Raw genomic sequence first — 22,208 nt, forward strand, 5'->3', positions numbered from 1 at the left:
CACCGGTTCCGATCTGCACCGATCCGAACCACGCCCGCCTCTCGTTGCGAAAAGCGGGCTATCACATGCGACATCATTTCAGGTCAACAAGCAGACAGAGGCAAGCCGGGCTCCGTTCGAAGCCCGGCGTTGCTCTATTGCGCGTTGGCGCCGAGATCGATCTTGCCGAGAAGAAGCGCGGGATCCTCTGCGGCTCCGACGAGGTCGAGCGCACTGATGCCGGCAGCGTCCTTGGCTTTGACCGTCAGGGTGAAGGTTCCCGGCTTGGTGATGAACTGAGAAAGCGCCGTGGCTGCCTCCTGCAGTTTTGGTTGCGTGGACGCAAACTGCTGCAGTCCAGCGGTCGTCATCATCACAAGGATGCCGCGCACGCTGTCTTCGGTCAGGCCGTTCTCATTGGCATAGAGCTTGATGCCCTTCGCCATGATCCCCTTGTCCTCGATCTTGACCTTCGCCTCCCGGGCCGTGAGGCCGAAGAGTGCCATCTGAGCGGCGGTCATGTCGCCGGAGAAGAAGTCCGTGGTGACACCGCCCATGATCCCAGAGAAGGAAAAGCTGCCCATGTCTTTGCCGCTCAAGGAAATATCCTTGATGACGAGGTTCTCATTCGGCTCGTCCCAGGCCAGTTCGACGTTGGAAGAAAAGACCAGTTTGTCGAAGCCAAGCTGGCGCAGCGTCTTGGAGCCTTCGTCCACGGCGTCCGAAGGGAGCGGCACGCTGAGGTCCTGATAGGCAATGCGAACGTCGGTCGGGATGCCGTTGCGCGGCTTGGTCAATGCCACTTCATAGCTGTCCAGCGTAAACCGGATGCGCTCGGGGACGGAAGGTATGGCAGCCTGGTCCACCGGTTTCTCGTTCAACTCCGCGTTCGGGTTGGCGGCTTCGTTGGACGGATCCGCCTCGGGGGATGCGTCGGTGGTTTCAGGCGGCGCTGTGGCGCTGTCGGTTGAGCTGTCTTCTTCCGTGACAGTTTCGGTGGCAGACGTGCTTGCCGCTTCCCCCGGCATATCGATGTCCAGACCCTTCAACCGGATCGTGCCGAATTCCGGCATGAGCGTGGTGAGTGGGAAGCTGTCGATCTGCTCTTCGTTCAACGCCGCCAGCTTCGTCAGTGCTTCCATGGTCGGGTGCCACGAGAAGCCCGTGATGCTCGCTTCCGAGAACCTGGCGTAATCGGCACCTTCGCCGATGGAAACGCCATGCATCGCGCCATCGAAGGTGCGACCCTCGAGATGAAACGCCATCTTGTCGACGTCCAGCTTGATTGTCCTGCTTCCGCCGTCGTCATCCTTTTCCGAGATCTGTGTCTTGAGACCGAGCATCTCGATGTCGCCCTTGCCGATGATGTCGGCAAGCGAAAGGGCGCGCTTGAAAAACGCCTGACGCTCAGCAGGCGGCAGCGCGTCGGGATCGGCCACTTGCAGCTTCTGAAGCGTTTCAAGGAGCGGTTCGGCCGGCATGCGGATGCTCAAGCCACTGCTGCGTAGCTCGTCGTAGCTGAAATTCGACGTGCCATGCGATAGCACGATATTCTTGACCGAGACGGGGCCGTAAAGTGGTTTGGGGTCTTTGTCGTCAGGCCCTGCCTTGTCCCCGTATATCCGGGAGAGATAGGCGGCGTCGAAATCCTTGCCGCTCATGGCGCCCATGGAACCGTTCATTTCCTCCCGTGTCGGCTCGCCTTCTCCGTGCGGGATGTCCAGCTTCAAACCGAAGCTCGCCCCGCTTGCAGAATAGCGTGCCACGCGGCCGCCGCCGATATCCTCCAAGGCAACATCCTTGTAGACGGTCTTCTGCTCAGAGCCGGCGACAACCTGGCTGATCGTAACTTCCGGCGCCAGCACACGCTTTGCCGCAAAGCCCTCAATGCGTTTCAGCAGCGGCACCTTCGCTTGATCGCCGCTCTTTGCATTTGCCACGGTGGCGAAATCGGGTTCTTCGATGCTCACCTGTGGCACGGACAGTTTGCCCATCGCCAGTTCGAGCTCGAGCCCCTGCAGCTCAAACCCGCCCTTCAGGAAGGAAATCGTGGGTCGCCCGTCAATCGCAGCGACGCGCACACCGCCGCCGCTGGCGAAAGGAAGCGTGACGTCACGCATATGAATGCGCCCGAAAAAGTCGGCTTCAACCGAACCTGCCTTGCCACCGCGCTCGACAAGAAATCGATCGGCCTCCCTTGCGATCATGAACTTGCCGGCGGTTGCGCCCGCCACTGCGAGCGCGATGATCGCTACCGAGGCCCATAACGCCTTGCGCCCGCCACGACCGGTTCCAATTTCTGCTTGCGGCACGATTTTTGTTCCTTCACCAAACAAGACTCACAACGATTCCTTGCGTGCCGTGTGACTAATGAGCGGTTTCGCTTTATGCAAGTTTTGCGAGCGTTGAAGCACATCGTTCCTGCGCCGGACCATCAGACCGTGTGTCGCGGGTTAGTCCGGGTGAATAGCAGTCGCTCGTCGTTCCCATGACGATAGCCACCGCGGTCATTCTGGATCTGGCGTCAATCGTCGACGGTCGCGCAATCAGGGCGCTGAGTGCGTTTCGATCATTCAAGGCGACGTCGCGTCTGCCCAGTTGATGCGAAGTTGCGGCTAACCGTTCGAAGTCTGAGCCTTCCGAAAAGCCATTACACCCCCGCGATCCCGAGGGCTGCCAAGCGTCAGCTTGCCAATCACGCCGTCTCTATTCGCGCGCGGCTTCAGCCGGCGGAGACGTATTTTCTCCAGCCATGCTCGCCGCGAAAACCCAGCACCTCCCGGACCTTCCGGTTCGACAGAAGCGTCTCGAATTCGCCGAGTTCCCGCTTGAGCGGTGTGCCGGAATAGAACCGGTCGATCAGTTCGCGGGTCGGCAGATCGGAGGAGGTGTCGTCGTTGGCAGCATTGAAAATCTGGAACCCGAGCCCGTCCTTTTCCACGGCGCGAAGCGTGATCTGGCCAAGGTCGCGCGCATCGATGTAGCTCCAGGCGATACGCTTGCGGAAACCCGGATCTGCAAACCATCCGGGAAACAACGCGTACTCATGCGGTTCGATGACGTTGCCGATGCGCAAGGCGTAGATGTCGATGCCGCTGCGCGCCGCAAACGCGCGTGCCGTCTGTTCGTTGACGACTTTCGACAGGGCATAACTGTCCATAGGGTCAACGTCGTACTCCTCGTCGAGTGGGAAGTAGGCCGGGTTGCGGGGTTCGTTGGCGAAGACGAGGCCGTAGGTCGTTTCGCTGGATGCGATGACAACCTTGCGAATACCGAGTTTCACCGCCGCTTCGATGACGTTGTAGGTGCCGAGCGCATTGACGCGGAAAAGCTCGTTATCGGGAGCGATCATGATGCGTGGAATGGCGGCAAAGTGCACGACGGCGTCGATGGGCTGCGGTCTCAAGGACGGGTCGAACTCGTGCAGCCCGGTGTAGCTCGACAAGGCGTTGAAGACTTGGCCGCTATCGGTGATATCGGTGATGAGTGTCCTGACCTTGGGATTTTCGAGTGGCCGGGTATCGAGGTTGAGCACCTGGTGCCCTCTTTCGACCAGGTATTCAACCACATGGCGGCCGGCCTTGCCGCTGCCGCCGGTGAAGATGATCCTCTTTGTCATTCTGCTCCCCACACTGTGATATACATGTGTTCTCTCTCGCCAATGCGCTCAGGAACCATTGAGCCGATGGCTCAAATGATCGGCATTGCGAACCCGCCGACAAAGCCGCGAAGTATGAATTGCGGCTGTCGATCAATACTCTGCGATGCTGTCGATACGTCTCGCTCGCGTCAACAGGGAAGACCTTGATACGGCCCGCGTCCGCGCCTTGAAGGCGCGACGCGGGCGCGGCAGACTGCGAGGGGTTTCATCCGGGCACCCACGACGAGGCCCCGGACGAGACCGTCACTTTTGGATGCACGTATCGACCGTGTCCTTGGTGCATTCATCAAGTCCGGTGAACACCGGATCTTCTACCGGCTTGCCGGCGATCAGGTCCATCATCACGGACGGCGCCTTGTACCCCATTTCGAACGGGCGCTGCCCGACGAGAGCTGTCACCAGTCCTTCCCTCGCGATGGCCACCTCGTCACCGATCGTGTCTGCGGCGCCGATGACGAATTCGTTCTTGGCAATCTTTTCCGCTATCGGCTTGAAGAGATCGCGGTAGGGCTGCGGTGCGCCGAACAGCGGCCAACCGCCCATGATGCCGAAGGCGTCGAGGTCCGGGTTGGCTGCAAGAATGTCGGTCATCGCCTGGACGCCCTTAGCCCCGTCGTCATTGGTAAAGACCGGGCAGCCTGCGACTTCCGTCCAGCCACCTTCGCCCTTCAGTTCCGTCAGCCCCTCCTTGCCGGTTAGCGTGTCGCGCATGCCCTGGGCCCGGCGCAAGATATTGTCCGCTCCCGGATTGCCTTCGATCGTGCAGATCTTGCCGCCACTCGGCTTGGCCTTCTTGATGTATTCACCGATCCGCGCGCCCATCAGGTAGTTGTCGGTTCCGAGATAAGTCTTGCGCAGAGCAGAGTCCTCCTTGGCGAGGTCGGCGTCGAGCGTCATGACCGGAATGGTCGGGTTGGCTGTCTTCAGCGTCTGAGCGATCAGTTTGGCATTCGAGGGCGAAATGGCGATTGCGGCCGTGTCGGCCTTGCCGAGCATGTCCTGAACGATCTGCGCTTCGCCTGCCTCATCCGACGTCGAGGCCGGTCCGGTGTAGAAGCACTCATATTCGGAATCCGGATTTTCCTTGTTCCATTTCTGGCAACCCTGATTGATCGCTTCGAAGAAGGGGTTGTCGAGGCCCTTCACGACGATGACGAGTTGCTTCTTGGCCAATGCCTGACCGGCGCAGAGTGCCAGGACGGCGACGGCGGCCAACAATACAGTTTTCCTCATTCTTTCCTCCCATTGAACAAGCGGACAGCATCTGTCCGCGGCACAAATCAACCCGGATACCAGACGACACGAGGATCGTTCGGCTGACGCTCGTATTGCCAGGCCGAGTCGATAAGCTTTTCGAGATCGTAGTCAGGGCGCCAATCCAAGAGGTACTTGGCCTTGCTGTTATCCATCCAGTTCGAGTGGAATGCGCTGGGAACGTCGACTGAAGCGAGGCCGCGCGTGCGTGCGAGGTAGCTTGCGACCTCGCCGTAGTCGACCGGGCGATCCATGGAGACATTGAAGAGCTGCCGTTCGGCACGCGGGTTGTCGATCGCCGCCAGGATCGCTGAGACCAGGTCGCCGACATGGACGAAATTGCGTTTGAGCGGCCGACCATCGGCGTCACGCAGGAGCGGCACGGTACCGGTTTCGGCGTATCGCCGCGCTTCTTCAGGCGCAAAGAAGGTCTTCCAGTCAGGCCCGCCGAATAGATCGTCGCCGAACGACAACGTGTGCTTGAAGTCGTCCTTCTCCATGATCCACGGTGCACGCAGGCAGCAACCATTCGTTCCATATTGAACCGCGTATTGCTCGAGCATCACTTCCTCGAGAACCTTCGATAGCGCGTAGCAGCCGGGGTAGGCGCGGTGGGGGGTGTTCTCGGTCACGGGTCCATCGTGGCGCTGGAAGAAATGACCAACGGCCGCGTCACCCCCGATGAGGATGAACTGGCGCGCGGCAGGGCTGATCCGGAAGGCCTCCAGCAGCCAGAACATGCCCTTGATGGTGGTGTCCATGACATCGTCGGGCGTTTCCTTGCAGGTGGCGAGGTGCACGATATGGGTCACACCCTTCACTGCGGCTTCGACCACATTGCGGTCGGCAATCGTTCCGCAAACCACGTCCATTCGCTCGGACGGATCAAGCCGCCGATTGTGGCAGAGCGCACGGATTCGCGCCCTCGAAAAACGTGCTTGGTCAAGCAGCCTCGCGATGAGGTTCCGCCCGACCTTGCCCGTTGCACCGGTAACAAGGATAAGCATGCTCGTCTCCCACCGATGTCTAATATACAGGGCAACGTGTATTTGTCATACAAAACAGTTTCTACGCAGAGGACGTCATTGACGCCTTCATGAGGATTTGCGTAAATAAGCTGTCGACCGCTGGGTGAAGACTGAGGAACGATCGCGCCCCCTGGCGTGCCGGCGCGCTTCGGGAGGCGAGACGGCTGGTGGCGACACTTGAGATCACTAACATTTCCAAGCACTTCGGTGCCATTCAGGCGGTTAGCGACGTTTCGCTTTCGCTGGAGGCGGGGCAGGTGGTCGGCCTCATGGGAGATAACGGCGCCGGCAAATCAACCTTGGTCAAGATGATTGCCGGGAATTATCGGCCGAGCCAGGGAACGATACGGCTCAACGGCAGCGAAATCGTGCTGCATCGGCCGATCGAGGCTAGGCAGCACGGCATCGAAATCGTTCACCAGGACCTGGCGCTCTGTAATAATCTATCGGCGGCAGCCAACGTCTTCCTTGGGCGCGAGCTCAGGCGCGGCTTCGGCCCTTTGCGCGTGCTGGACTATAAGGCGATGTACAGGCGCGCTGGAGAAATCTTCAGGGAGCTTCGATCCGAAACGCGCCCCCGTGACCTCGTCCGGCAGATGTCCGGAGGGCAAAGGCAGGCGGTCGCGATCGCGCGAACGATGATTTCCGAGGCAAAGATCGTCCTCATGGACGAACCGACGGCCGCCATATCCGTGCGCCAGGTCGCCGAAGTGCTGCATCTGATCCGAGGACTGCGCGACCGCGGCATTGCGGTCGTGCTCATCAGCCATCGCATGCCGGACGTCTTTGACGTTGCCGATCGCGTGGTGGTCATGCGTCGCGGCCGAAAGGTTGCCGACAAGCCGATCTCGCAGACATCGCCTGAGGAAGTGACTGGACTGATTACCGGCGCCATCGAAAGAGGATGAGCGCTGCAAGGCTGCATCGAGGGAACGTGTAGACGATGGCAACGATGCTCGACCAGACCATGGCTCAGAAACGGCGCACGCTGGGGGCTGCCGTCCTCGCCAACCAGACCTTCTGGGTTTTGCTCGCCGTCGTGCTGGCATGCGTTTTCCTGTCCTTCGCGACGGATTCCTTCGCCACGTCGAAGAACCTTTACAACATCACCCGCAACACCACCTTTGTCGCCATCATTGCCCTTGGCATGACGCTGGTCATCATCACAGGCGGGATAGACTTGTCTGTCGGGTCGGTGCTTTGCCTATGCAGTATGATTTTGGCGGTGGTCATGCATGCCGGCTACAGTATCGAGGTCGGAATTGCTGCCTCGGTGGCAACGGCGCTTCTCATCGGCGCGTTCAACGGTGTCCTGATCGCCTATTTGGGATTTCCACCTTTCGTGGTCACACTTGGCATGCTTTCGATTGCGCGAAGCCTGGCCATGGTCGCCTCCAACAACACTGTCGTTTTTCAGTTTGGCCCCGACCACGACAAGCTGCTGGCTCTTGGCGGTGGGGCATGGCTGTTCGGCATCGCCAACCCGGTAATCTACATGATCGTGCTGGCGCTGCTAACTGGCTTCGTTCTGCGGTGGACAAGGCTCGGTCGCTATATCTACGCCATCGGCGGCAACGAGCACGCGGCAACCGCGACCGGTATTCCGGTTCGACCGATCAAGGTCGGTGTCTATATGATTTCCGCCCTCTCGGCCGGCGTCGCCGGCATCGTCCAGACCGGGTGGCTCGGAGCGGTGACAACCAACATTGGCGCCGGCATGGAGCTGCAGGTCATCGCAGCGACGGTGATCGGCGGTGCCAACCTGGCCGGCGGCACAGGCACGGCCCTTGGAGCACTGGTCGGTGCAGCGCTCATTGAAGTGATCCGCAATAGCCTCGGGCTGCTCGGCATCAACGCATTCTGGCAGGGGACGTTCATCGGCGGCGCGACCATCCTCGCGGTCCTTTTCGACCGCATCCGCAATTTCCGGCAGTCTGAATAGCTCACCAATCCCATGTAAGCATGGCGCTGTACGCGGTGTTTCCTAGGGCCACCTTCCAGGAGATCAAATTCATCTTGTTGGCGGGTGGAATTGGCGCCCCGACGCAGGCCACATGCATTGTCTTCTGGAGGTGGTTCGGCTGTGGGTGGCAGTGCAATCTTCCGCACTTGAGGTGGCTATCAGGCAGCCGCAGTCGCTTTTGAGAACCTGGTGGTTGACCGCGCAGACGCTTGGGCGACGGCACCTTCTCACTGGTGTCACTGGTCTCCGCCGGCCTTGGGATCGGCTTTGCGCCGGAATGGACGCCGGATCTGCCCAACCGAAACTTCGAGCTTCGCAAGGTGAGGAGCGTAGATTTCAGGATCGGGCTCGGTGTCGCCTGGTCGAAGGATGATCCAACGGCTACCCGTGACGACATCATCGATATCGGGCGGAACGGTCTGCCGGGGGGGGTATTCGGTCCCGGCTCTCGCCTTTCAGGCAGTGCTATGCTGAACCTCTTGGCGCGCAACCCCTTTTTACCCGGTCAAGCCGCGCACAAACTGGCGCTGGCAGCGACGCTGCCAACGCCCGGTACGCTCATTTGCCAAGTGACTGGTTCATGAGCTCGGCAGTCCCCTAGATGCACCGAGGGTTCTGATCCAATCAAGGCAACAGACCTTCAATATTTCTTTTTGCGAACGATCTTGTTGCCACGAGGTCCGCTGATGACAGGTGTTCTGTCACGGTTTTCAGAAACCAAGCTTCGCCAGCGTTCAACGCGGTCGGCGGCCAGAGTGCCGCTTTTGACGGCTGCCTGAACCGCGCAGCCCGGTTCATGCGCATGGGTACAATCGCGAAAGCGGCAAAGCTGTGCCAGTTCCTTTATGTCGGAAAAAAGCGTGTCGATCCCATCGGTGATATCGCTGACGTACAGTGTTCTTATTCCAGGCGTATCGATGACCCAGCCGCCGCCCGGAATAGGATGTAGCGAGCGCGCGGTCGTGGTGTGACGGCCTTGCGCGTCATGTTCGCGAATAGTCCCGGTTTTCTGCTGTGCGTTCGATTCAAGTCTGGTCAACGTGTTGACCAACGTCGACTTTCCCACTCCCGACGATCCAACCAGAGCGATCGTTTGGCCAGCACCGCACCAGGAACTCAAAAGGGAGCTTGCATCGGCTGAGCGCCCATTCAGGGCAACGACAGGTAGGTCGCGCTGCAAAGCCTCGGCTTTGGCCTGAAATATGCCAACGTCTTCCGCGGTGTCAGCCTTGGTCAACACGACCACCGGTTTGCTGCCCGCCTGGTTAGCCATGATGAGGTAACGTTCCAGCCGCTCGATATTGAAATCGGCGTTGCACGACGTCACGATCAACAGTGTGTCGATGTTGGCAGCAACAAGTTGTTGGCCACGTCCGACCTCCGGGCGTCGCTTAAACACGGTCTTCCGGTCAAGCCGCCTGACAAGCATGTCGGACCGGGGATCGGCAAGCACCCAGTCGCCCACGGCGAAATCAGCCGTATTGGCATTGGCAGGTAGCTCTAGCCTGATCGATCCCGTGGTGCCCATCGCCTCAATGCGTGCCCGGTGAACCGACGCAACGCGCCTGGGTACGAGGTCTGCTTCGGTCGGCTTTACCTGATCCGCAAAAAAGCCGGACCAACCAAGCAATTCCAACGCTGAGTGGAGACTGGAGTTCGTCAAATTTTGCTTCGCCTTTGATTTTTTGCAGGCTTATTGCCTAGTTGCGCTGATGATCTCGTTTTGGCAAAGAATTTGCGTAAGCTGCAGCCTCGCCGGAGTAGGGGAAATGGTCCCCTAACTGACTGTCACCGTCATAAACTTTGAAGGCTGGTCCATCGACTTCGACGATCTTATACCCATTCACGTATTCAAATTTCGGCGTTTTCCAACCCATAAATGCTCTCCAGTTTCGGTCCAGTGTTTCCAAACTCTGAAAATGATGTCCGGCTGTCATGCTTCGCAATCTATCGCAATATCACGTGCCCGCACAAAAGACGAACTAGCCAACGCCGGTTCGTGTCCCATCAAGGCGAGGGATCGGAATCGACATCCTGGACTGGCGGGGGTCGCCTTGGCCCAAGGACGACCCGACGGCATCATCGGTATTGCGCGTTCACTGGTCAGAGCAGGCAGGTGAGGGCGAGTTGCCGAGGGTGTTCGGTCCCGGCAGCGCTTCTCTAATCGGCGTGTCATCGTCAAGCGCTTTTCGAGCTTTTCCCTGGCCAGGACGAGATAACATCGTCGTCGGAATTCAGCGCTAAGTGGCCATTCCGGCACGGTCCCAAGTCAGGCAATAAATCTGGCACGAGCGCGGAAACAAGAGTAGCTTGCGAAGGCTATGAGGCTGGGAAGTTTCCCTCCCTGAACCAACGCAAAAGTGAGGCCTTCTATACCTTTGGGAGAGGCGGCCATGGGAGCGGTTCGCGCCGAACGGCGGCTGGTCGCAATTCTTGCCGTCGACATTGTTGGCTATTCGCGTCTCATCGAAGCCGACGAGGCCGGGACCCTGGCTGCGATGAAAGCGTTGCGTTCCGAAATCTTCGATCCCCTATTAGAAGATTATCACGGGCGCATCGTGAAACTCATGGGCGACGGCGAGATCGTGGAATTTAGCTCCGTCGTCGATGCTGTGACATTCGCCGTCGCGTCACAAAGAGAGGTCACCGCGCGCCAGGTAGATGTTGCACCCGAACTTCGCCTTCTTTTCCGCATGGGTATCAATCTCGGCGATGTCGTCGTGGACGGCGATGATTTGCTGGGCGACGGTGTCAACGTTGCGGCCCGCCTTGAGCAGATATGTGAGCCGGGAGGACTTTTCGTGTCCGGCACCACTTTCGATCACTTGCAAGGCAAGCTCGAATTGCCACTGGAATTCATCGGCGAGCAACATGTGAAGAATATCGAGCGGGCGGTGCGTGTCTATCGGGTGAGGTTCGAGGGGGATGCGCAGCATCGGCGGTTCAACGTCAGGAGCCTTCGCAATTGGGGAATTCCAGCCGCTTTAGCCCTCCTCCTCTTGATAGGCGTTCCTGCAATGTGGCTGGCCCAGAGGAACACGAGCGCCGACACGTCGTCCGTCGCGCGGACGGTTTTTCCGCTGCCAGAAAAGCCGTCGATCGCCGTCCTGCCGTTCGACAATCTTAGTTCCGATGCCGAGCAGGGCTATTTCGCCGACGGAATGACTGACGACCTGATCACTGAACTTTCAAAACTGTCCGGCATTTTCGTGATCGCGCGCAACTCGACCTTCACTTACAAGGGCAAGCCCACCACGGCGCAGCAGGTGGCCGAGGAATTGGGCGTCCACTACATCCTCGAGGGCAGCGTGCGTCGAGAAGGAAACCATGTTCGAGTCAATGCCCAGTTGATCGACGCGATCGAAGGACACCACCTCTGGGCTGAGCGCTATGATGGTGAAATGAGCGGCGTGTTTGGGCTGCAGGACAGGGTGATAGGACAGATCGTGTCGACGCTCGCCGTGAAGCTGACAAGTGCGGAACAGAAAGCCTCAGTTGCGCTGGAGACAGCCAATCCGCAAGCCTATGATCTGCTGTTGCAGGGATGGGATCACCTTCGCCGGGACACCGAGTCGGAAACGGTCACGGCTGCCGCTTTCTTCCAGAAGGCTATCGTACTCGATCCGAACTATAGTCGCGCCTATGCATCGCTGGCGGCGGCAAACTGGAGGATTACCGTCTCAACTTGGTATGGCAGGGAGAACGCTTCCCAGAACCTGAACCGAAATCTTGCAAAGGCAATGGAGAGGCCGACGCCGCTTGCCTATGCGATAACGGCGCAGCTGCTCGCGCAGCAGGGGCGCTACGACGAAGCGTTCTCTGCCATCGGCCGGGCGATGAAGCTTGCGCCGAATGATCCCGACAACCATGTCAGCATGGCGCGGATTCTCAACGCGACGGGACAAGCGGTAGAGGCTGAACAGCAGGTCCGCCAGGCGATGCGATTCGATCCCCGTTTCTCGCCTGCAACACTGCGCATGCTCGCAATCTCCCTCTTCTCCCAGGGAAAGTACGACGAAGCTGCCGGAAACTTTGAACGTGTGATGGCAAAAAAATCCGACGTCCTTGCGGACTACACCACATTGATATCGAGCTACGGCCACCTCGGACGTACTGAGGGCGCTCAGGCTCTCGTCGACAAGTACAATAAATTGGCGGAGTCTTCCCTGTGCGATCCGCTCACAATCCAGGAAAGTGCATTTGATTGGTACGGTAGTGCGTTCGCCTACTATAGACCTTACATAACGCGCCTGCAGGACGGTCTACGGAAAGCCGGTGTGCCCGATGGGGCCGGTACCGACCTCGCCCTTGACGACTATCTCAAGTTTATAACGACAACGAACGGCGAACCCAGTGTCGACGGCACGATGAAAGTCAATGTAGCAGACGCAAAGGCGCTGCTCGCCCGCGGCGTGCCCTTTATCGATGTGCGAGCCCCGCTCAGCTACGAAAACGGCCACATCCCCAAGGCCATCAATTTATCGCTGGTCACCGGCCTGTCGAAGGAAAGCCTCGCCAAGGTGGCGGGCAAGGACGACGAGGTCGCCTTCTATTGCCACGGCAAGCATTGCCACTATTCCGCCTATGCCTCGGCCAAGGCGGTTGCCTGGGGCTACACGCACGTGCTTCTTTTTGCGGGCGGATTTTCGGAGTGGGAGGACGAGGGCTATCCTCTGGTGATTGAGGTCAAGAACTAGCTTGGGCAGGAATTGCCACATGAAACCATCTGGGTTGCCAAACGCCATCCGCGATCTCAGGAAAGCGACTGGCGCATCCCTACCAGGGCCGAGTTCGGCCCTAAGCGGCCACTAAACTGACCCTGAAATTTGCGCCGTGCAAGCCGTTGAATTGGCAGTGGCCGAAAAGTACTGCACGATTGTTGGATTATGCACCAACTAGAGCAACCGTTGTCTAGGCGGGACGAAGACTTGTCCGCACCGTATTCCGAGTGATAGCGAAATAGGCTGCTTTGGTCCTCACCATAACCACGGGAAGAAAAATGCCAGCCGGAATCGACCGCCCTGTCGCTGGAGACGAAGTTGTGTTGTTGGAGCGAGCCAACCCGCAAAGATATCGCGAGTGGCTCATTGCCCTCATGGGCGGCATCGAGGCTCTGCCCGCCGAGTTTTGGGACCGCATTCCTACGCCAGAGGAGGAACTGAAGACTCTACTCGCGCGGATGCTGCCAGGAGATGAGCTCTGGCTTGCGAGGTCGCGGCGCTTTGAGCCGACAGCGCTCATAGGGAATAGGGGCATTGCAGTCGTACGAAATGGCGATGCCGTCTGGTATCGGATAGGTATGCACCACTAGCCCACGCCCCAGCCACAACTGTGGGGCGTCCTGTTCCACAAGACCGATCCGTTGGCCGCCGCGGGCGTGCCGTCCGTTACAACGATGCCTCCCGTTTGCCTGCGCGCAGCACTTTTCCTGGATTGAGGATTGCGGATGCATCGAGCGCGTCCTTGACCCGACGCATGAGCGCCACTTTCACCGGGTTCGAAATGGCTGACAGGGATCCCACCCTCTTGAGGCCGATCCCATGCTCGGCGGAGAATGATCCGCCGATAACAGCGATGTCCCGGTACAGCACCGTTTCGACGGCTCTCGCCTTTTCGCCTGGAACCTCTCGACCGGCCGCATTGAGGACGATGTGGAGGTTTCCGTCGGCAAGGTGGCCAAAGACAAAGGGATCAAAGGTCGCATCGACCTCCTTCAATCCCGCAAGACAGCGATCAAGATACGTCCCGATTTCCGAAAGAGGGACCGAGACATCATAGGACGGCGCACCAGGGTGCTTTCGGTAGATGAGGTCTGTGTCCTCGCGCAACCGCCAAAGATCCGCCTCCTGTGCGACGGACGACGCGATCACTGCGGAAGCGTCGGGGTGATCCTCGACGAGGTCTTCGTAGATACGTCCAAGTTCCGATTGCAACGCTTCTTCCTCGGCCCCACCCAGCGAGACCAGAAGGTTTACCGGATGATCCGCACTGTAGTCCGTGACCGACCAGCGATGATGGCCTGATGTCAGGCGGAAATAGCCGTTCCAGATCGCTTCTGCCGCACGCAGTTCACCGTACTTCGCGTCGAGCCCTCTGCGGACCGTCTCGAGCGCGGCGTCCACAGACGGTAGGCCAAAGAGGACTGTGGCGTTGGCAAGGGGCTGGGGTTCGAGCTTGACGGCAACACGCGTGATGATGCCGAGTGTGCCTTCGGCTCCCACGAACAGATGCTTCAGATCATAGCCGGCGGCGTTTTTCACCACCCGTGTCAGGTCGGAATAGATGGAGCCATCCGCAAGCACGACCTCCAGGCCAAGGATGCGATGCCGCATGACCCCGAACCGGAAGGCCGCGATGCCGCCGGCGTTCGTTGACGCCATTCCTCCGATCGTTGCGGAACCACGTGACGGCAAGTCGATCCCCGTTTCAAGTCGATGCTCACTGGCCGCTGCCTGCAGCGCCTGCAGCGTGACACCGGCTTCCACCACGGCAACGCGCTCGACGGATGAAACATGCAGGATTCTATCGAGGCGGGCGGTCGAGAGCACAAGCTCGCCTGGTCTCGACATAGCGCCGCCGACAAGGCCGGTTCGTCCCCCATGGGTAACGAGCGGAACTTCGTTGGCAACGCAGCATTTGACAACCGCCGAGACCTCGCCGGTTGTTCTCGGAAGGACCACGACGCCGGCCCCGAGATTTTCCGGTGCGACGCCGTGGTCGATCGAGGAAAGGGCCTCGCCGTCCTTGAGATTTCCGTCACCAACAATCTTGCGAAGTTCGTCTTTGAATTCAGGCCTTAGGCAGTCCATTCGATGTTACCTGTTGGTGGCGTTGAGAACGGAGAGAGGTTGTGCACCGGCCTGATCAGGCCGCCTGCGTCTTCAGTGTGCCACTCTTCTTGGCCGTCCAGGTGGCGATAACGTCCATCAGAACGGGGTTGAGGCAATCATAAGGTTCCAGGCCAAGCTCCCTGAGACGAGCGCGCACGCCGTCCATCCTTGCCGGATCGTAGCCGCTTTCGATGATCGAGGAGACGAAGGCGGCAAAGCCGGGCTTAGCCCATCCCGTTTCCTGGAACCGCTCGGGATGCAGGAAGGAAAGCCCCTTGAACGCATGATCGCGTTCCACGGGTCCATACATGTGCACGCCGCAGTCCTTGCAAGCATGCCGCTGGATCAGCGCGCCAGGATCCACGACTGCAAGTTTGTCTCCGTTCTGAAGGACTTCGACGTTGGCGGTTGGTGCCACGGCAACGACTGAGAAGACAGCGCCGTCAGGTTTCCAGCACTTCGTGCAGCCGCAGGCGTGGTTGTGGGCGATGTCGCCCTTGATGCGGACCTTCACCGGGTTGCTGGTGCAGTTGCAGACAAGCGTGCCGCCGGAAAAGGCAGCGTCGGTCGCCTTGAAGCCGCCGTCGAGGGACGGATGTATGGCAATGCTGGGCATGGGCTTCTCCTCCTTCATGGCCGACGCTTGATGCGCGGCCGATCACTGGCGCAGTCGGCCGGAGGCCGACGATGCGAAGCACGGATTGCATTCGGAATGCGGTCTTGAACCCGCGCTCAGTATATCACGACCGAACGGATGCTTTCGCCGGAATGCATCAGCTCGAAACCCTTGTTGATGTCTTCGAGGGCCAAGGTGTGGGTGATCATCGGATCGATCTCGATCTTGCCTTCCATGTACCAGTCGACGATCTTCGGCACGTCGGTGCGGCCGCGTGCGCCGCCAAAGGCGGTGCCCATCCAGCTGCGTCCGGTGACGAGCTGGAACGGACGGGTGGAGATCTCCTGACCGGCGCCGGCAACGCCGATGACGACCGACTTGCCCCAGCCGCGATGCGAGGCCTCGAGCGCCTGGCGCATGACCTTGGTGTTGCCCGTGCAGTCGAAGGTGTAGTCGGCGCCGCCGATCTGGTCGGCACCGCGCTTCGTCATGTTGACGAGGTAGGGCACGATGTCGTCGCCGACTTCCTTCGGGTTGACGAAATGGGTCATGCCGAAGCGCTCGCCCCAGGCCTTCTTGTCGTTGTTGAGATCGACACCGATGATCATGTCGGCACCGGCGAGACGCAGGCCCTGGATGACATTGAGGCCGATACCGCCGAGACCGAAGACGATCGCGGTCGCGCCCATCTCGACCTTTGCGGTGTTGATGACGGCGCCGATACCGGTGGTGACACCACAGCCGATGTAACAGATCTTGTCGAACGGCGCGTCGGGGTTGACCTTGGCAACCGCGATTTCAGGCAGAACCGTGTAGTTGGCAAACGTCGAGCAACCCATGTAGTGGTGGATCTTGTCCTTGCCGATCGAGAAGCGCGAGGTGCCGTCCGGCATCAGGCCTTGCCCTTGCGTCGAGCGGATCGCGGTGCACAGGTTGGTCTTGCGCGACAGACACGACGGGCAGGAGCGGCATTCCGGTGTATAGAGCGGGATGACATGATCGCCCTTCTTCACCGAGGTAACACCAGGACCGACGTCGACGACGATGCCGGCACCCTCGTGGCCGAGGATCGCCGGGAACAGACCTTCGGGATCAGCACCCGACAGCGTGAAATCGTCGGTGTGGCAGATGCCGGTGGCCTTGACCTCGATCAGCACTTCTCCGGCCCGCGGGCCTTCGAGCTGAACGGTCATCACTTCCAGCGGCTTGCCTGCCTGAACGGCGACGGCGGCGCGTACATCCATTTTGTGTCTCTTTCTCTTAAGGTTTTCAGCCGATCAGGCGGCGAAGCCTACCGGGGCAGGTAGCGTGTAAGATGGGCTTCCAGGAGCCGGACAAGCGTGATCAGCACCAGGTTGATCAGCAGGTAAAGCAGACCAGCGATGGCGAATATTTCGAGGATCGCATAGGTCTGGCTCATCAGCCGCTTCGCATGGCCGGTGATCTCCAGGACGGTGATGGTGGAGGCGAGGCTCGTTCCCTTGACGACGAGGACGAGCTCGTTGCCGTAGGCCGGCAGCGCTTGCCGGATGGCAAGAGGAAACGTGATCCGGCGAAAGCACAGCAGCCGCGACATGCCGCAGGCCTGTGCTGCTTCGACGAGCCCTCCCGGGATGGACATGAGGCCACCGCGCAGGATCTCCGACGTATAGGCCGCCGTGTTGAGCGCGAGTGCCGTCACCGCGCAATGGGCACCGTCGCCGACGATCCACCAGAGCACGGGGTTGTCCCTGACGAAGGAAAGCTGGCCGAGGCCGTAGTAGAAGAGAAAGAGTTGCACCAGCAGCGGCGTGCCGCGAAAGACAGTGCTGTAGCCTTTGGCAAAGCCGCTGAGCGCCCTGTTGTTCGACAGGCGCATGACCGCAAGCGCCAGGCCAAGGTTGAAGCCGATGGCGACTGAAGCGACCGTGAGCATGGCGGTCAGCCGCAGTCCCTTGGCGAGGGTCGGAACAGCGAGGAAGACGAGCTCGAAATTCATGACCTATTTCCTCGTACGGGGGCGCAGAAGGCGTTCGATCCAGTCGAAACCACCCTGGCTGACCAAGGTGATCGCGAGATAGACGAGAGCGGCGATAAAGTAGAAAATGAAGGGGTTGCGGGTCGAACCGGCCCCGACGAAGGCGACGCGCATCAACTCCTGCAGGCCGACCACCGAGACGAGAGCGGTATCCTTGATCGTTGTCTGCCAGACATTGTTCATGCCCGGAATGGCGATCCGCAGCATCTGCGGCGCGATAATGCGGCGAAAGATCCGCCTGCCCGGAATCCCGAGTGCCCGCGCCGCCTCGATATGCCCGCTTGGAATGGCAGCGAGTGCCCCTCGCACCACTTCGGTCGAATAGGCCCCCGATATGGCGGCGATCGCGACGACCGCGATGGTGAAGGCATAACCGTTGCCGGCCAGTCCCTCGTAGCCGAACGCCGCGGCCACTCGGGCCACGAACTCGACGGAGGAAAAAAAGAGGAGATAGATGATCAGAAGTTCTGGCACGCCCCGCACGACCGACGTGTAGAAGTCCACGACAAGCGTCAGCGGAAAAATCCGGGCCCATTTAATCAGGCCACAGCCAACGCCGATGACGGCGCCAAAGGCCATACTCGCCATGCCGAGGGCGATGGTGATTGCCGCCCCGCGCAGGATTGCCGATATCCAGCCACCTTCCCACACCTGCAAAAGTCCAAGTTCCATCGAACACGCCCAACCTATGCTTTGTCCTGTCGGATGAAGCCTCCCGAGAAAGGAGAGACCTGCGGGTCTTTCGCCTTCCCGGGAGGGGTGCGGTTGCTGTTACTGGCAGGGACGGGAGATGTCCGTCTTGAACCAGGTCTGGCTTGCCTTGCCGATAGAGCCGTCCGCGACCATTTCGCAGAGCGCCTTGTCGATACGGGCCTTCAGTTCGGTATTCTCCTGCGCGATGCCGACGCCGATACCCTCGCCGAGCGTCGGGTCGAAAGTGCTCAGCACCTTGACGTCTACGAACTGGAATTCCTTACCGTCCGGGCGCCCGAGAAAGTCTTGAAGGGCGGATGAATCGGCAAATGCCGCCTCGACGCGGCCGCTGGCGAGGTCGATCTGCATCTGGTCGAGCGTGTCATAGGTCTTCAGGACGGCGGACGAGGCACGCTTTTCCATGAAATGCGCATGGGTGGTGCCGGCCTGGACGCCGACCGTACGGCCGTCGAGCGATGTCAGCAGCGCCTCGATGTCCTTGACGCCGGCAAGATCTGAATCCTTTTTGACCACGAACATGTTGGCGAGCTCTGCGTAGCCGACCGAGAAGTTGATCTGCTTCTTGCGCTCGGCGGTGATCGACATGCCGGAAATGATGATGTCGAAACGTTTGGCCTTCAGCGCCGGAATGAGGCCGTCGAATGCCTGAACGACGAAGTGACACTTCATTTCCAGTTTGGCGCAGAGCAGGTTTCCGACATCCGCGTCAAAACCGGTAACGTTGCCGGCGGCATCGGCCATGCTCCACGGCGGATATTCGCCCTCCGTTCCGATCGACAATTCTCCCTCGGCTGCGTGGGCCGCAGTAAGGCCGGTGGCGAAGAACGTGGCGATCAATAGACTTTTCAACTTCATGTTTTGGTTCCCCTTGTTGAGCATTCTTGTTGGCTCCCGTTCCGGGGTGAGTCCCGGACGGGTAATGACGGCGGGCTGTCAGAGCGTACGGGCCAGGAACTGGCGCATGCGTTCGGAGCGCGGGTTGGTGAAGACATCCGCCGGGGCACCCTCCTCCTCCACCTTTCCCTGGTGGAGGAAGAGGATCTTGTGCGAGACCTCGCGCGCGAACTGCATTTCGTGCGTCACGAGGATCATCGTATTTCCTTCTTCGGCCAGCTGCCGGATGACGCGTAGGACCTCGCCGACCAGCTCGGGATCGAGCGCGGAAGTCGGCTCGTCGAGGAGGATCAGCTTCGGACGCATAGCGAGCGTGCGGGCAATGGCGGCGCGTTGTTGCTGGCCACCGGACAGCTGCCCGGGATACTGAGCGTGTTTGTCGGAAAGGCCGACCTTCTTCAGGAGCGCATGAGCCTGATCGACAGCCGCTTGTCGTCCCTCCTTCAGGACGTGTATCGGCGCCTCGATGATGTTTTCGAGGACCGTCATGTGTGGCCAGAGATTGAAGTTCTGGAACACCATGCCGACGCGTGAGCGGATGCGCTCGACCTGCCGGATGTCGGCAGGTGCAGCACTGCCGTCCGGCGTTTTCTTCATGCGGATTTCTTCACCGTCGATGACGATGCTCCCGTCGTTCGGCTGCTCGAGCAGATTGATGCAGCGCAGGAAGGTGCTCTTTCCCGAACCGGAAGAGCCGATCATCGACACGACCTCACCCGGTTGTGCAGAGACGCTGACGCCGTTGAGCACCGAGAGGGGGCCGAAGCGTTTGTGGATGTCGTGCACCTCGATCGCCGGTCTTTCGCAAAGCCTTGGGCCGCCGGACTCCGGATGGGCGACGACGATGACCGCGGCTGCTGTAGGCACGGATTTTTCGGGTCGCGCGCCGCCTAATGCCTTGAGATCGGCAAAGGCGCGGTCGAAGTGGCGCAAGGATGCCTCAAGACAGGCGCAATGCCAGTCGGCGTCTTCCGGAACGAAGGCGGCGCGCAGGTCCTTCTTGATCCGGTGGCCGAGCGGCGTATCGATCTTGCCGAACAGGTGAAGCCAATTGTCCGCCCGGACGGCATCCGAGACGGTTGAACCGTCCAGAGTGCCACATTCGACGACGAGCGGCAGGACGCGCGCCTTCGGTAGCGCACCACGTACAGCGGCCGATACATAGCCGGTGGCGGTCGCGGCGATGCCGGTATCTGTCGTCGCGTCCTCTCCGGTCAAGACGACCGAGAGCGCGGGACCGAAGATGCTTCGGCCCCATTCCAGACCGGGGTGCTCGCTCTCGGCAACCGAGAGGAGGGCGGGATAGCCGTAAGGCCCGGCGCCGGTGTGCAGGTCGAAGACGACAACCTCGGCCGCCTTCTGTGCGAAGGTCGACAGGATCTCGATCAGGGTTCGGTTGGACCAGACCGGACCGTCGCCGCCATAGAACAGACCGTCCGGAAAGTCGTATTGTCCCGCTTCCACGATCGGGGCGATGCCGGCGTGACCACCAAACCGCCGCTTGGCGTCTTCGTATGCCTCAATGGCTGCGTCACGCTCCGGGCCGTCCCAGGCGCGACAGACCAGGGCCTGATGCAATGCGGCATAGCGTTCGTTGTTCGGCGGCGCCTTTCGCCAGTCGATGAAATTGCGGTTGAGATCGACATTGTCTTCGTTCACCCGGCGTGCCCATGCCGTGCCCCAGGGGTTGATGAGGTGGATCGCCAGAACGGCGGTATCATCTGGAAGTTTCCAAGGGGAGTTTTGCGAAAGCCACGCTGTCTGGCAGGCCGAGCCGAAGGGACCTTCGACGCCGTGCGTCCCGGAGATCAGCACCATCAGCTTTTCGGCATCGTTGCGCCCGAGATAGGCAACGTCGGTCGCCAGCCGTTCCCCCTTCGGGCCGTGCAACGGGTGCAGGTACTCGATCAGGCTGGCGCCCGCGGTGCGGGCGGCAGCGAGAAAACGGGCGCGCAAGGCGGAAAAGTCACCGGAGAAAAGGCCGGATGGCGCTGAAGGGGACATGCGATGGGGCTCCCGGTTTGCTCTGTGCAGGCTTGCGTTTCCGCTCATTTTCTCGTTCCCGTGGGGCCGTGCCGCGACCCCTTGTTGTGTTTTGACTTGAAGGACGCCGCAGCCATCACGTCCTGATGAGGTCGCGAAGCGCATCGAGGAAGCGGTCGTTTTCCGGGGGGGTGCCGATCGTTACGCGGATGAAGGTGTCGTAACCTTCCTCCTTCCATGGCTTGACGATGATCCCCTGCGACAGGAAGTGATCGAACGCGATCCGGCTTTCCCGCCCGACGTCGATGAACAGGAAATTGGTCTGCGATCTGGCCGCCGAAAGGCCCATGTCGGCGACGGCACTGGCGACCCGCGCCCGCTCGCGTTTCAGCCTCGCGACCGAAGACCGCATCCATGCTTCGTCCGCAAGTGCTGCGACGGCCGCCACCTGCGCGGCAGCATTGACGTTGAACGGCGTCTTGGCGGCGCTCACGGCCTGCGCCAGCCGGACATCGGATGTCACGGCATAACCGACGCGCAGGCCTGCAAGCCCATAGGCCTTGGAAAAGGTCCGTAGCACCACCCAGGACAGGTCGGTCGCCGAGAGCGCGGCGAGACCGTGGGGCGTGTCTTCGTCCGTGAACTCGAAATAGGCCTCGTCGAGCACCAGAAGCGTTTCATGTCTCACCGCTGCGAGAATGCGCGCCAGTCCCTTGCGATCGAGCGCCGGACCGACCGGATTGGAAGGGGACGAGAGGAAGAAAATCGCCGGTGCGCGCTCGAGCATGGTGGTAATCGCCGGTATGTCGAAATCGAGATCTGGCCGCATGCCGACTTTCTCGACCCTGGCGCCATTGGCAAGCGCCTCGATCTCGTGCAATCCGAAGCCGGGACAGACGGTTGCCGCGAGAGTGCCGGGGCGCAGCACCGCGCGACAGATCGCGGCGATCATTTCCTCCGAGCCGTTGCCGGCGACGATCCGGTCGGTATCAACGCCGAGCTTGTGGCTGAGCGCCGTCCGCAGTGCCGTACAGGCAGGATCCGAGTAGCGCGAGGGCTCAAGGTGTCCGAGTGCGGCTGCGACATGTGGTGAACACCCGTCCGGGTTCTCGTTGCTGGCAAGTGCTGCGATGTCTTGCCGACCGCTGTGCTGCCGCGCCACAGCGATGTTCATGCCGGCATTGTAGGGCGGAAGGCCCGCCACATGCGGATTGAGCGGGAGTTCGGTATGAAGCGGTTTCGTCACGGATCTTCCTTCAAGGCTTGGAC

The 22,208-nt window shown here is 60.3% G+C and carries 16 protein-coding genes and 1 pseudogene; 4 read left to right on the forward strand and 13 right to left on the reverse strand.

Features of this window, described 5'->3' with window-relative positions; all coding sequences use genetic code 11:
* Nucleotides 1-134: 134 nt before the first annotated feature.
* The 4 genes from LPJGGPFB_RS19625 to LPJGGPFB_RS19640 all read right to left on the reverse strand — a co-directional run bounded on the left by LPJGGPFB_RS19625 (nucleotide 135) and on the right by LPJGGPFB_RS19640 (nucleotide 5,901).
* Nucleotides 135-2,291, reverse strand: a complete 2,157-nt coding sequence (locus tag LPJGGPFB_RS19625; protein ID WP_173421607.1) for a hypothetical protein — start codon at nucleotides 2,289-2,291, stop codon at nucleotides 135-137.
* A 410-nt stretch (nucleotides 2,292-2,701) separates the two neighbouring features.
* On the reverse strand, nucleotides 2,702-3,598 hold the full coding sequence (locus tag LPJGGPFB_RS19630) for an NAD-dependent epimerase/dehydratase family protein (protein WP_173421608.1): 897 nt from the start codon (nucleotides 3,596-3,598) through the stop codon (nucleotides 2,702-2,704).
* A gap of 285 nt (nucleotides 3,599-3,883) precedes the next feature.
* Entirely contained in the window at nucleotides 3,884-4,873 is a 990-nt protein-coding gene (locus tag LPJGGPFB_RS19635) for a sugar-binding protein (protein ID WP_173421609.1), read from the reverse strand.
* 47 nt (nucleotides 4,874-4,920) lie between these two features.
* On the reverse strand, nucleotides 4,921-5,901 hold the full coding sequence (locus LPJGGPFB_RS19640) for an NAD-dependent epimerase/dehydratase family protein (protein ID WP_173421610.1): 981 nt from the start codon (nucleotides 5,899-5,901) through the stop codon (nucleotides 4,921-4,923).
* Between the two features lie 131 nt (nucleotides 5,902-6,032).
* Between LPJGGPFB_RS19640 and LPJGGPFB_RS19645 the strand changes: the two genes are divergently transcribed.
* The 3 genes and pseudogenes from LPJGGPFB_RS19645 to LPJGGPFB_RS19655 all read left to right on the forward strand — a co-directional run.
* Nucleotides 6,033-6,830, forward strand: a complete 798-nt coding sequence (locus LPJGGPFB_RS19645) for an ATP-binding cassette domain-containing protein (protein ID WP_234902986.1) — start codon at nucleotides 6,033-6,035, stop codon at nucleotides 6,828-6,830.
* Between the two features lie 35 nt (nucleotides 6,831-6,865).
* On the forward strand, nucleotides 6,866-7,864 hold the full coding sequence (locus LPJGGPFB_RS19650) for an ABC transporter permease (protein ID WP_173421611.1): 999 nt from the start codon (nucleotides 6,866-6,868) through the stop codon (nucleotides 7,862-7,864).
* A gap of 236 nt (nucleotides 7,865-8,100) precedes the next feature.
* A pseudogene (locus LPJGGPFB_RS19655) lies at nucleotides 8,101-8,301 on the forward strand (LysR family transcriptional regulator); the annotation flags it as partial.
* Between the two features lie 224 nt (nucleotides 8,302-8,525).
* On the opposite strand, the gene rsgA reads toward LPJGGPFB_RS19655, so the two are convergent.
* Nucleotides 8,526-9,548, reverse strand: coding sequence for a ribosome small subunit-dependent GTPase A (gene rsgA, locus LPJGGPFB_RS19660; protein WP_173421612.1), 1,023 nt, complete (start codon nucleotides 9,546-9,548; stop codon nucleotides 8,526-8,528).
* A gap of 730 nt (nucleotides 9,549-10,278) precedes the next feature.
* On the opposite strand from rsgA, the gene LPJGGPFB_RS19665 reads away from it, so the two are divergent.
* On the forward strand, nucleotides 10,279-12,582 hold the full coding sequence (locus tag LPJGGPFB_RS19665) for a rhodanese-like domain-containing protein (protein WP_173421613.1): 2,304 nt from the start codon (nucleotides 10,279-10,281) through the stop codon (nucleotides 12,580-12,582).
* Between the two features lie 690 nt (nucleotides 12,583-13,272).
* On the opposite strand, the gene LPJGGPFB_RS19670 is transcribed toward LPJGGPFB_RS19665, so the two are convergent.
* From LPJGGPFB_RS19670 to hisC, 8 genes are all read right to left on the reverse strand, one after another.
* The gene (locus LPJGGPFB_RS19670; protein ID WP_173421614.1) at nucleotides 13,273-14,694 is read right to left on the reverse strand and encodes an FAD-binding oxidoreductase; all 1,422 of its coding nucleotides are present in this window, start codon (nucleotides 14,692-14,694) and stop codon (nucleotides 13,273-13,275) included.
* 55 nt (nucleotides 14,695-14,749) lie between these two features.
* The gene (gene gfa, locus LPJGGPFB_RS19675) at nucleotides 14,750-15,331 is read right to left on the reverse strand and encodes an S-(hydroxymethyl)glutathione synthase (RefSeq protein ID WP_173421615.1); all 582 of its coding nucleotides are present in this window, start codon (nucleotides 15,329-15,331) and stop codon (nucleotides 14,750-14,752) included.
* 116 nt (nucleotides 15,332-15,447) lie between these two features.
* Nucleotides 15,448-16,575: an S-(hydroxymethyl)glutathione dehydrogenase/class III alcohol dehydrogenase gene (locus LPJGGPFB_RS19680; protein ID WP_173421616.1), complete on the reverse strand. Its 1,128-nt coding sequence runs from the start codon at nucleotides 16,573-16,575 to the stop codon at nucleotides 15,448-15,450.
* A 47-nt stretch (nucleotides 16,576-16,622) separates the two neighbouring features.
* A complete protein-coding gene (locus tag LPJGGPFB_RS19685) occupies nucleotides 16,623-17,309 on the reverse strand; it encodes an ABC transporter permease (protein ID WP_173421617.1) in 687 nt (228 codons plus the stop codon).
* 3 nt (nucleotides 17,310-17,312) lie between these two features.
* Nucleotides 17,313-18,020, reverse strand: a complete 708-nt coding sequence (locus LPJGGPFB_RS19690; RefSeq protein ID WP_173421618.1) for an ABC transporter permease — start codon at nucleotides 18,018-18,020, stop codon at nucleotides 17,313-17,315.
* A gap of 99 nt (nucleotides 18,021-18,119) precedes the next feature.
* Nucleotides 18,120-18,917 (reverse strand): transporter substrate-binding domain-containing protein, encoded by a 798-nt coding sequence (locus LPJGGPFB_RS19695; RefSeq protein WP_173421619.1) that lies wholly within the window; start codon nucleotides 18,915-18,917, stop codon nucleotides 18,120-18,122.
* A gap of 78 nt (nucleotides 18,918-18,995) precedes the next feature.
* Nucleotides 18,996-20,960 carry a DUF2817 domain-containing protein gene (locus LPJGGPFB_RS33475; protein ID WP_173421620.1) on the reverse strand — a complete coding sequence of 655 codons (1,965 nt, stop codon included), beginning with the start codon at nucleotides 20,958-20,960 and terminating at the stop codon, nucleotides 18,996-18,998.
* A 115-nt stretch (nucleotides 20,961-21,075) separates the two neighbouring features.
* Nucleotides 21,076-22,185 (reverse strand): histidinol-phosphate transaminase, encoded by a 1,110-nt coding sequence (gene hisC / locus LPJGGPFB_RS19705; protein ID WP_345791052.1) that lies wholly within the window; start codon nucleotides 22,183-22,185, stop codon nucleotides 21,076-21,078.
* Nucleotides 22,186-22,208 lie beyond the last annotated feature (23 nt).

It is taken from the genome of Ensifer adhaerens (genome assembly GCF_013283195.1).
Classification (GTDB): Bacteria; Pseudomonadota; Alphaproteobacteria; order Rhizobiales; family Rhizobiaceae; genus Ensifer; species Ensifer adhaerens_G.

Bases quoted from the DNA above. Each gene is read 5' to 3' on its own strand.
- gfa (WP_173421615.1), bottom strand. From the start codon at position 15,331: ATGCCCAGCATTGCCATACATCCGTCCCTCGACGGCGGCTTCAAGGCG.
- LPJGGPFB_RS19690 (WP_173421618.1), bottom strand. From the start codon at position 18,020: ATGGAACTTGGACTTTTGCAGGTGTGGGAAGGTGGCTGGATATCGGCA.
- LPJGGPFB_RS19685 (WP_173421617.1), bottom strand. From the start codon at position 17,309: ATGAATTTCGAGCTCGTCTTCCTCGCTGTTCCGACCCTCGCCAAGGGA.
- LPJGGPFB_RS19635 (WP_173421609.1), bottom strand. From the start codon at position 4,873: ATGAGGAAAACTGTATTGTTGGCCGCCGTCGCCGTCCTGGCACTCTGC.
- LPJGGPFB_RS19630 (WP_173421608.1), bottom strand. From the start codon at position 3,598: ATGACAAAGAGGATCATCTTCACCGGCGGCAGCGGCAAGGCCGGCCGC.
- LPJGGPFB_RS33475 (WP_173421620.1), bottom strand. From the start codon at position 20,960: ATGTCCCCTTCAGCGCCATCCGGCCTTTTCTCCGGTGACTTTTCCGCC.
- LPJGGPFB_RS19665 (WP_173421613.1), top strand. From the start codon at position 10,279: ATGGGAGCGGTTCGCGCCGAACGGCGGCTGGTCGCAATTCTTGCCGTC.
- LPJGGPFB_RS19650 (WP_173421611.1), top strand. From the start codon at position 6,866: ATGGCAACGATGCTCGACCAGACCATGGCTCAGAAACGGCGCACGCTG.
- LPJGGPFB_RS19695 (WP_173421619.1), bottom strand. From the start codon at position 18,917: ATGAAGTTGAAAAGTCTATTGATCGCCACGTTCTTCGCCACCGGCCTT.
- LPJGGPFB_RS19680 (WP_173421616.1), bottom strand. From the start codon at position 16,575: ATGGATGTACGCGCCGCCGTCGCCGTTCAGGCAGGCAAGCCGCTGGAA.
- LPJGGPFB_RS19640 (WP_173421610.1), bottom strand. From the start codon at position 5,901: ATGCTTATCCTTGTTACCGGTGCAACGGGCAAGGTCGGGCGGAACCTC.
- LPJGGPFB_RS19670 (WP_173421614.1), bottom strand. From the start codon at position 14,694: ATGGACTGCCTAAGGCCTGAATTCAAAGACGAACTTCGCAAGATTGTT.